The organism is Nocardia sp. NPDC060259 (assembly GCF_042728775.1).
Lineage (GTDB): Bacteria > Actinomycetota > Actinomycetes > Mycobacteriales > Mycobacteriaceae > Nocardia.
Genome location: NZ_JBHXAY010000087.1, coordinates 21,501 through 30,466, shown reverse-complemented (window position 1 = coordinate 30,466; position 8,966 = coordinate 21,501). Strand labels below are relative to the sequence as shown.

Genomic DNA, 8,966 nt, shown 5'->3' with positions numbered 1-8,966 from the left:
TTCAGACACCGACCAGCCCGCTCGGCGCGCGCCTGCTCCCCGGCTGCTGCGACGGCATCGCATTCGGCGGCACCGGATAGGGCATACCGTGCCCGAGGGTGCCCGCCGCGATGTTCGGACCGCACTGCACCGCCGCCGCGTCCGCCTTGGGACGCGGATCGGGCAGCACCGGCTTGGCGGAGTTCGGCGCCGCCGCGAAATCGAAGGTCGAGGTCATGTCGCCGGTGACGCCGCGCCGCCACGTGGTCAGGTTCGGCACCTCGACCCCGAACCGGGTTTCCAGCAACCGCAGCTGCGAGGTGTGGTCGAAGGTCTGCGAGGCGACCAGCCCACCGCGGCTGTAGGGCGAGACCACCAGGCACGGCACCCGGTAGCCGAGGCCGATCGGCCCGGCGATGCCGCCCGCCGCGGGCACCCGGTCCAGCGGCACGGTCAGGAACTCCCCTGCCGTACCCGGCGACGGCGTCGGCGGGACGACGTGATCGAAGAAGCCGCCGTTCTCGTCGTAGCTGATGATCAGCGCGGTCTTCTCCCACACCGCCGGATTCGAGGTCAGAATGTCGAGCAGCTGCACGATCCCGACCGCGCCGAATGCCGCGGGCAGCGCCGGATGCTCGCAGTGCAGCACCGACGGCACCACCCACGACACCGCGGGCAGCGTGTTGTTCGCGACGTCGGCCTGGAAGTCGTTGGGGTACACCGGCGCGATGCCGCGCCGGGCCAGTTCGGAATTCGGGTCGGCGGCCTGGGTGAAACAGCCGATCATGCCGTCGAGGATCATCGACGACGCCGGTCCGGCATCGCGATTGCTGTAGACCTTCCAGCTCACGCCCGCCTCGGACAGGTTCTCCGGGTAGGTGCGCCAGCTGTAGACGTTCTTCGGGATGAGCAGCGGCGTCTCCACCAGCGGTCCGCCCGCCTGACCGTCGGGATCGATGGTGGCGCTGACCCAGTACAGCCGGTTGGGATCGGTCGGGCCGAGCACCGAGCAGTGGTAGTTGTCGCACAGGGTGAACGCCTGGGCCAGCTCGGTATGGATCGGAATGTCTTCCGGCAGGTAGTAACCCATCGCCGCGGGGGCGTTGGCCGGACCGACCGAGGCCACCGACATCGGCATCCACCCGTCGTTGCGTCCGTCGTTGAACGCCTTGTGCATGCCAGGCCAGGTGTGGTCGGGGTCGTTGATGCACTCGCCGTCGAGCGTGGCGCCCCGGGTGGTGTCGAGTCGGAACGGTTCGACGAAACCGTCTGCGGTGGGCCCGATTCCGGGCGACCAGCCGTACTGGCGCCACGATTCGGACGCCTCACCGAAACCACGCACTCCCGACAGGGTGCCGAAATAGTGGTCGAAGGACCGGTTTTCCTGCATGAGCAGGACGACATGCTCGATGTCGCCGAGCCCGCCCATCCCGGCCGGGTCGGCGGCGAAGGCGCGGTCGATGATCGGATTCGCCCAGGAGGCGAGCGTTCCCACGGCGCCGGCGGCCATCGCCTTGGCGAGGAACTGTCGCCGGTTGAGACCGGCGAAGGGACCAGAACTCATGTCGATGGAGCACCTTTCCCGAGCAGGGGATGGAGCAATCGCGCCGACACTACCCCACCGACCTGGGAAAAGGCCGAAGGCCCCGGTCCGTGTGGACCAGGGCCTTCGGTACTGCTCTACCCGAATCAGGCGTTGCCGGAGAGCTTCTCCCGCAGAGCCGCGAGCTGGGCGTCGCTGGCGAGCGAACCGCCGGCGGACTCGGCCGGGCCGGAGGAGGCCTGCGAGCTGCCACTCTCGGAGGAGTAGTTGCCCGAGGCGGGACCGCCGTTGGCGGCCTCGGCGGCAGCGTCGGCTGCCATCTTCTCCATCTGAGCGGTGTGCATCTTGTGGCGACGCTCGGCCTCGGCGTAGCGGCCTTCCCACTCTTCACGCTGCTTGTCGAAGCCCTCGAGCCATTCGTTGGTCTCGGGATCGAAGCCCTCGGGGAAGATGTAGTTGCCCGCATCGTCGTAGCTGTCGGCCATGCCGTACTTCGACGGGTCGAACTCGGCGTGGTAGTCCTCGTTCGCCTGCTTCAGCGACAGCGAGATCCGGCGACGCTCCAGGTCGATGTCGATGACCTTGACCATCGCGTCGTCGCCGACGGCAACGACCTGGTCCGGGACCTCGACGTGGCGCTCGGCCAGCTCGGAGATGTGCACCAGGCCCTCGATGCCCTCTTCGACGCGCACGAACGCACCGAACGGAACCAGCTTGGTGACCTTGCCCGGCACGATCTGACCGATCGCGTGGGTGCGGGCGAACTGACGCCACGGGTCTTCCTGGGTGGCCTTGAGCGACAGGGAGACGCGCTCGCGGTCCAGATCGACGTCGAGAACCTCGACGGTGACCTCGTTGCCGACCTCGACGACCTCGGACGGGTGGTCGATGTGCTTCCAGGACAGCTCGGAGACGTGCACCAGGCCGTCGACGCCACCCAGGTCCACGAAGGCACCGAAGTTGACGATCGAGGAGACCACACCCTTGCGGACCTGGCCCTTCTGCAGCTGGTGCAGGAACTCGGAGCGAACCTCGGACTGGGTCTGCTCGAGCCAGGCGCGACGCGACAGGACCACGTTGTTGCGGTTCTTGTCGAGCTCGATGATCTTGGCCTCGATCTCCTTGCCGACGTACGGCTGGAGGTCGCGGACACGACGCATCTCGACGAGCGAGGCGGGCAGGAAGCCACGGAGGCCGATGTCGAGGATCAGGCCGCCCTTGACGACCTCGATGACGGTGCCCTTGACGGCCTCGTCCTTCTCCTTGAGCTCCTCGATCGTGCCCCACGCGCGCTCGTACTGCGCCCGCTTCTTCGACAGGATCAGGCGGCCTTCCTTGTCCTCCTTGGTGAGAACCAGGGCCTCGACCGCATCGCCCACGGAAACGACCTCGTTGGGGTCGACATCGTGCTTGATGGAGAGTTCGCGGGAGGGGATGACGCCTTCGGTCTTGTAACCGATGTCGAGCAGGACCTCGTCACGATCGACCTTGACAATGGTTCCCTCGACGATGTCACCATCGTTGAAGTACTTGATCGTGGCGTCGATGGCGGCGAGGAAGTCCTCGGCGGAGCCGATGTCGTTGACGGCTACCTGCGGCGAGGTGACGGTGGTGGGCATATGTGGATTTGCTCCGGACGGATTGTGGTCGGTTGCGGACATTGGAACTTTCGGTACGCTGCGAGATCACCGCGACGAGGCGACGAAGGATACTGAGAAAGTATCGCACGGACCGCCGCACTTGCTGCTGATCAAACTCAGCACGGGCGACTCCGTCATCGGATACTGTACGCATTCAACCCCGGCGCACTGCGATCCTCGAAAGACACTCGCGTGCCTCAGCGTACGCGACCTCGGTCCAGCCGGGCAAACCACCCCCCGCGCCACGCCGATACCCTGTTCGCCGTGTCCGATGACGAACGCCACGCGCAGGCCAACGCGCTGCTGGGAACCACAGCGACCACCCGAACCAAGATCGGTTCCGCGGCCAGCGAGCGCGCGAGCAGGCGCTGGTGGGACGCCGATGCCGACCAGTACCACCAGACCCACGCCGACTTCCTCGGTGTCGACTCCCCCGGCGGCGAGTTCGTGTGGTGTCCCGAGGGCCTGCACGAGGGCGATATGGGCTTCCTCGGCGAGGTGACCGGCAAGTCCGTGCTGGAGATCGGCTGCGGTTCCGCGCCGTGCTCGCGCTGGCTGGCCGGTCAAGGCGCGCATCCGGTCGGTCTGGACGTGTCGATGGGGATGCTCGAGCGCGGGGTGGCCGCGATGGAGCAGGGCGGTCCGCGGGTGCCGCTGGTCCAGGCGGGCGCGGAGGCGCTGCCGTTCGCCGACGAGTCCTTCGACCTGGCCTGTTCGGCCTTCGGCGGTGTCCCGTTCGTCGCCGATTCGGCGCTGGTGATGCGTGAGGTCGCCCGGGTGCTGCGGCCGGGCGGGCGCTGGGTGTTCTCGGTGAACCACCCGATGCGCTGGATCTTCCCCGACGATCCGGGCGCCGACGGCCTCGTCGCCCGGATCCCCTACTTCGACCGCACGCCCTATGTAGAGGTCGACGGCGACGGCGTCCCCACCTATGTCGAGCACCACCGCACCATCGGCGACCGTGTCCGCGAGATCGTCGGCGCAGGCTTGACCCTGCTCGACATCGTCGAACCCGACTGGCCGGAGTGGCTGGACCGCGAATGGGGTCAGTGGTCGCCGCTGCGCGGGGAGATCTTCCCCGGCACCGCCATCTTCATCACCGAGAAGCCGGGCGCCTAGAACTCGGGTAGGGCCGCGAAGCCGGATCGACCCCTCGACGATCCAGCGGGGAGCGCGGGCCAGTGCATGCGCACCAACAGGTCCCAGGCTTCCGGCGCATCAGCTCGCCGCGAGATCCTCCAGCAGACCAGCCCGCGACGGCTCCCAGCCGAGATCCGTGCGCGCTGCGGTGGCGGCGGCGACCTGGTCGAGCATGAACGCCTCGACCATCACGCTCCAGTACTGCTGAGCGTCGGCGGGATCCCAGTTCTCGACCCGCGCGCCGGTGCGCTCGGCGACCACCTTCGCGGCATCGCGGACCGCGACCGATTCCTCGTTCGTGCCCAGGTAAACCGATCCGGCCGGCGCGCTTTCCACGGCCAGCGCGTAGAGCTCGCCGAGGTCGTCGGCGTGCACCGCAGACCACCGGTTGGAGCCGTCACCGAAGTGGCGGATCACGGAGCCGTCCGTACCCTCCTGCGGGCTCAGCAGCATCGGCACGTAGCCCCGCCCACCGCCATAGACCAGCCCGGGACGGATGCGCACCGTGCGCACACCGCGCTCGCTCGCGGCATCGGCGAGCAACTGCTCCACCGGCGGCCGCCAGGAGACGACCAGGGGCGGCGCGAACGCCGAGAGCTCGGTGGCCGGGACGTCGCCGGTATTGCCGTGCAGCCACAGGCCGCTGGTGTAGACCAAGGCCTTGCCTGTGCCGTGAAAGGCCGCCAGCAGCGCCTCGACGACGATGCCGTCCAGCTCGCCGGCGCGCTCGTCGTTGCTCGACGCGGCATGCACGGCGGCATCGACGGTCGCGGCGACGGCAGCCAGTGCGGCGGGGTCGAACAGGTCGGCGACAAGCAACTCGACACCCTCGGGCGCCGGGCGGTCGGACGCGGTCACGGTACCGACAACGATGTGTCCGCGATCGCGCAGCGCACGTGCCACCGCACTGCCGATGGTGCCCGAAACACCGGTAACAAGAACTCGCATGGAGCGCTCCTCAACTAGATGCACGTTGATTTCTATCAACGTTAGAAATTGACTGTAGAGGCGCCGGACGGCAATGTCTATCCTTGTTAGAAATTGACCGAGGAGTAGCGACGTGCCCCGAGCAGGCAAACGGATCAAGGGAACCTCGGACGAACGCGCCGAGGCCCGCGAGCAGCTCCGAGCCGAACTGCTGGCCGCCGCGCGCTCGATCGCCGCGGAGTCCGGCGGCTTCGACGGCATCACCATGCGCTCGATCGCCGATCACGTCGGCTACACGGTGCCGATCGTCTACCAGTACTTCGCCAACAAGCGCGCACTGCTGGTAGAGCTTGTCGACGTCGGATTCACCGAGCTCGCCCACCATCTCGACCGCGCCGAGTGCCCGACGATCCAAGAACGCGAAGGCGGCCTGTTACCGGCGACCGCAGCCGCGTACTGGCAATTCGCCATGGCCGATCCGGACCTCTACCGGCTCATGCACACCCTGCCGGAGGTGCCCTTCGGCACTGCCGAAGCGCCCGCTCCCGCGCGTGCGTGCTTCGAAGCATTACGGCGGGCGGTCACCGCGGAAGCCGCCGACGGCAACCCCGAGTCGCGTGAGTGGGCGCACGACGCAGATGCCGCCGCCGATCTGCTCTGGGCGCACCTGCACGGGCTGGTCGGACTGGTACTCGACGGCCGTATCAAGGGCGGCGGGGAACGCGGTCGGATCCTCCTCGGCGACCTGACCCGCCTGTTCAGTCAGCCAAGGGCGCCCACGTCACGCTGAGCCGTGGCCTAGAACTCGGGCAGGGCCGCGAAGGCCGGGTCGACCCGTACGTTGGGCACGGTTTCGGCGATCCAGCGGCGGGCCCTGGTCAGGGCGTGATCGGGGAATACGGCGTCGAAACGGACGTCGTCGGACAGCAGATAGGGCAATCGACCGCGCAGACCCGGCGCGTACGGGTGGGGCGGGCACATCTCGGTGCGGTGGACCTGCGCGCCGATCGAAGACTCCCGTAGCCCCGGCACCCCGGTTTCGGGGCAGATGATCTGGAACACCGCGGAGCACCGATCCTTGGGCACCACGATCGACGCGGCGAAAACGAGCTCGCCCCGCGGGCCGGGCAATTGCGTCTTCTCCACCCGCAGCAGCGCGGGCAGCCGGTCGACCCACACCACGAACGCCTCGATCAGACAGCCGGTGCGGGCATGATGCTCGGCCAGCCGCCTGCGCAGCCGCGGCAGGTCGTGCAGCCGGGCTGGCAGGTCGGGCGTGCCGTTGACATAGGTCAACGCGACGACATCACGAGTGGCCGGATTCCCCCAGGTCGTGTTGTCCAACTGCTGCATTCCAGGAATGTCGAACGAGATGGGCACCGATCCAACTTACCGGCGCGGACCAGTTCGGTTGTCCCCGTACGGGGTAGAGCGCGTCGTTCAGGCCCGAACGCGCTCTTCGACCAAGTCGGCCTGCCACGATTCGTGACTGATCACCACCGCGCGGCCGGCGCGGGGTGGCCAGCGCGGTGCGGACATCCCTGATCCCGGGGTTTCGCCGTAGACTGGGTCGGTGCCGAGCGCCCTGGCCGACCGGGTGAGCCGCCTGGCCCGCGCGGATCATTCCGCCAAACGATTGCGTGAGCTCGTCTTGGCCGAGATTCGGCTGTCGATACCTTTCGCGGGCCATGTCTTCGCGCTCACCGACCCCGTCACCGCGGTCGCCACGGCGCCGCTCGCCGATGTCCCCGGGCTCGACATGTCCCGGCTGCCGGAGCTGATCCGGGCCCGCTACCTCACCCCGCTCAATCGCTGGGACACCCTGCGCGGCACCGGCGCCCGCTCCCTGCTCGACGCCACCGGCGGCGATCCGGACCGTTCACTGCTGTGGCGCACCGCCCAGCGCGAGCTCGGCGTCACCGACTCGGCCACGGTCACCTTCGCCGATCGCTATGGCTGCTGGGGTTTCCTGGAGCTGCTCCGCGTCGACGAATCCCCGTTCAGCAGAACCGAACTCACCGGCCTCACCGCGCTGACCGCCATCGTCACCACCGCCCTGCGCCGCACCATCGGCGCCACCTTCGTCGAATCCGACGCCCAGCTCCCGCCGCCGGGTCCCGCGGTGGTACTCCTCGACGACACCCTGCGCGTGCGCTCCCACACCGCGGCCGCCGCCGAATCCCTGCTCCGCCTGCTCCCACCCGACGAGCCGATCCCCCCGGTCCCCGCCTCCGTCTACAACGCGGGCGCCGCCCTCCTTGCCGCCGAAGCAGGCACTCCGATCGGCCCAGCGACCTCCCGCATCCACCTGGGCGGCAACCGCTGGATCACGGTGAAAGCCGATCGCATCGGCGACCACGACATCGCCGTAACCCTGGAACCGAGCACCGCCACCGAACGCCTCGACCTGTTCGCCCGTGCGCACGGCCTGTCCACCCGCGAATCCCAGGTCCTCACCCACCTCGCCACCGGCCTGGACCCCCGCGAACTGGCCGCCGAACTCGTTCTCTCCGAACAGACGGTCAACGACCACGTCAAAGCCATCCTCGCCAAGTCCGCCACCCGCACCCGCAGGCGCCTGCTGTCCCGCGTGCTCGGCGGGGCGTGAGGACGCTAGTCGCGCTTGGGTTTTCGGCCCGCCTGGTCGAGGGCGAGGCGGAGGGCGTACTCGATCTGGGAGTTGACGCTGCGCAGGTCGTCGGCCGCCCACTTGGCGATGGCCTCGTGGACGGCCGGGTCGAGCCGCAGCAGGATCTTCTTGGGTTCCTTCTTCGGCGCGGTCATGGCACCCGTCAGGCGTAGAGGGATCCGGTGTTCACGACCGGCTGGATGGCGCGGTCGCCACAGAGGACGACGAGCAGGTTCGAGACCATCGCCGCCTTGCGTTCCTCGTCGAGTTCCACCATGCCCGCGGCGGCGAGGCGGTCCAGGGCAAGGCCGACCATGCCGACCGCGCCCTCCACGATCTGGGTCCGCGCGGCGACGACCTGGGCGGCCTGCTGGCGGACCAGCATCGCCTGGGCGATCTCGGGGGCGTAGGCGAGGTGGGTGATCCTGGCCTCGATGACCTCGATGCCCGCGGTGAGGGTGCGCTCACGCAGTTCCACGGTGAGTTCCTCGGCCACCTCGGCGCCGTCGCGCAGGCTGGTGCGGGCGTCGTCGTGCGCGTCGTAGGGGTGGGTGGTGGCCAGGTGCCGGACCGCCGCCTCGGACTGGGTCTCGACGTACTCCTCGTAGTCGTCGACCGCGAAGGCGGCCTTGAAGCTGTCGACCACCTTGTAGACGACGACGGCCGCGATCTCGACCGGGTTGCCGTCGGCGTCGTTGACCTTCAGCTTCTGGGTCTCGAAGTTGCGCACCCGCAACGAGATCGACCTGCGGTCGGTCAGCGGGACCACCGAGAAGAAGCCGGGCTCGGAGACCGAGCCGATGTAGCGGCCGAAGAAGGTGACCACCTTGGCCTCGTTGGGGTCGACGATGATCAGCCCGGTGGCGAGCAGCGCGACCACCAGCACGGCGATCACCGCGGCGACCGCGCCCGCCCAGGCCAGGGCGCCACCGCCGTGCTGCGCCGCGGAGATGAATGCCAGCACAGCGGCGGCACCGAACAACAGGGTGAACACGAGCCATCCCAGCAAGACGGCGAATCCGTTCATGCGGAATGCGGACCGCAGCTCCATGACATCCTCCCGATATCTGAGTGATATCACTAAGATAGTAGACAGAGGCCGCGGTCC

At 68.4% G+C, this 8,966-nt stretch carries 9 protein-coding genes; 3 read left to right on the top strand and 6 right to left on the bottom strand.

All coding sequences use genetic code 11. The annotated features are described in order from the left end of the window. Position 1: 1 nt before the first annotated feature. Both ACFWF2_RS25720 and rpsA read right to left on the bottom strand, forming a co-directional pair. Positions 2 to 1,543: a phospholipase C gene (locus ACFWF2_RS25720; protein ID WP_379310012.1), complete on the bottom strand. Its 1,542-nt coding sequence runs from the start codon at positions 1,541 to 1,543 to the stop codon at positions 2 to 4. Positions 1,544 to 1,668: 125 nt separating this feature from the next. After that, the gene (rpsA, locus tag ACFWF2_RS25715) at positions 1,669 to 3,141 is read right to left on the bottom strand and encodes a 30S ribosomal protein S1 (protein WP_189034021.1); all 1,473 of its coding nucleotides are present in this window, start codon (positions 3,139 to 3,141) and stop codon (positions 1,669 to 1,671) included. A gap of 285 nt (positions 3,142 to 3,426) precedes the next feature. On the opposite strand from rpsA, the gene ACFWF2_RS25710 reads away from it, so the two are divergent. Next, on the top strand, positions 3,427 to 4,281 hold the full coding sequence (locus ACFWF2_RS25710) for a class I SAM-dependent methyltransferase (protein ID WP_379310011.1): 855 nt from the start codon (positions 3,427 to 3,429) through the stop codon (positions 4,279 to 4,281). Between the two features lie 99 nt (positions 4,282 to 4,380). On the opposite strand, the gene ACFWF2_RS25705 is transcribed toward ACFWF2_RS25710, so the two are convergent. Beyond that, positions 4,381 to 5,250: an NAD-dependent epimerase/dehydratase family protein gene (locus ACFWF2_RS25705; RefSeq protein WP_379310010.1), complete on the bottom strand. Its 870-nt coding sequence runs from the start codon at positions 5,248 to 5,250 to the stop codon at positions 4,381 to 4,383. Positions 5,251 to 5,362: 112 nt separating this feature from the next. Between ACFWF2_RS25705 and ACFWF2_RS25700 the strand changes: the two genes are divergently transcribed. Further along, positions 5,363 to 6,019 carry a TetR/AcrR family transcriptional regulator gene (locus ACFWF2_RS25700; RefSeq protein WP_379310009.1) on the top strand — a complete coding sequence of 219 codons (657 nt, stop codon included), beginning with the start codon at positions 5,363 to 5,365 and terminating at the stop codon, positions 6,017 to 6,019. A gap of 8 nt (positions 6,020 to 6,027) precedes the next feature. Here the strand turns inward: ACFWF2_RS25700 and ACFWF2_RS25695 are convergent, their stop codons facing one another. Further along, positions 6,028 to 6,582, bottom strand: coding sequence for a hypothetical protein (locus ACFWF2_RS25695; protein WP_379310008.1), 555 nt, complete (start codon positions 6,580 to 6,582; stop codon positions 6,028 to 6,030). Between the two features lie 220 nt (positions 6,583 to 6,802). Here ACFWF2_RS25695 and ACFWF2_RS25690 point away from each other — a divergent pair, with 220 nt between their 5' ends. Next, positions 6,803 to 7,837, top strand: a complete 1,035-nt coding sequence (locus ACFWF2_RS25690; RefSeq protein ID WP_379310007.1) for a LuxR C-terminal-related transcriptional regulator — start codon at positions 6,803 to 6,805, stop codon at positions 7,835 to 7,837. A gap of 5 nt (positions 7,838 to 7,842) precedes the next feature. Here the strand turns inward: ACFWF2_RS25690 and ACFWF2_RS25685 are convergent, their stop codons facing one another. Both ACFWF2_RS25685 and ACFWF2_RS25680 read right to left on the bottom strand, forming a co-directional pair. Next, complete coding sequence (locus ACFWF2_RS25685) at positions 7,843 to 8,013, bottom strand: toxin-antitoxin system HicB family antitoxin (RefSeq protein WP_357168092.1); 171 nt, start codon at positions 8,011 to 8,013, stop codon at positions 7,843 to 7,845. Between the two features lie 8 nt (positions 8,014 to 8,021). Next, complete coding sequence (locus ACFWF2_RS25680; protein ID WP_379310006.1) at positions 8,022 to 8,909, bottom strand: SPFH domain-containing protein; 888 nt, start codon at positions 8,907 to 8,909, stop codon at positions 8,022 to 8,024. Positions 8,910 to 8,966 lie beyond the last annotated feature (57 nt).

Excerpts from the sequence above, each read along its gene's own strand:
- ACFWF2_RS25680 (WP_379310006.1), bottom strand. The coding sequence starts at position 8,909 with ATGGAGCTGCGGTCCGCATTCCGCATGAACGGATTCGCCGTCTTGCTG.
- ACFWF2_RS25685 (WP_357168092.1), bottom strand. The coding sequence starts at position 8,013 with ATGACCGCGCCGAAGAAGGAACCCAAGAAGATCCTGCTGCGGCTCGAC.
- ACFWF2_RS25695 (WP_379310008.1), bottom strand. The coding sequence starts at position 6,582 with ATGCAGCAGTTGGACAACACGACCTGGGGGAATCCGGCCACTCGTGAT.
- ACFWF2_RS25705 (WP_379310010.1), bottom strand. The coding sequence starts at position 5,250 with ATGCGAGTTCTTGTTACCGGTGTTTCGGGCACCATCGGCAGTGCGGTG.
- rpsA (WP_189034021.1), bottom strand. The coding sequence starts at position 3,141 with ATGCCCACCACCGTCACCTCGCCGCAGGTAGCCGTCAACGACATCGGC.
- ACFWF2_RS25720 (WP_379310012.1), bottom strand. The coding sequence starts at position 1,543 with ATGAGTTCTGGTCCCTTCGCCGGTCTCAACCGGCGACAGTTCCTCGCC.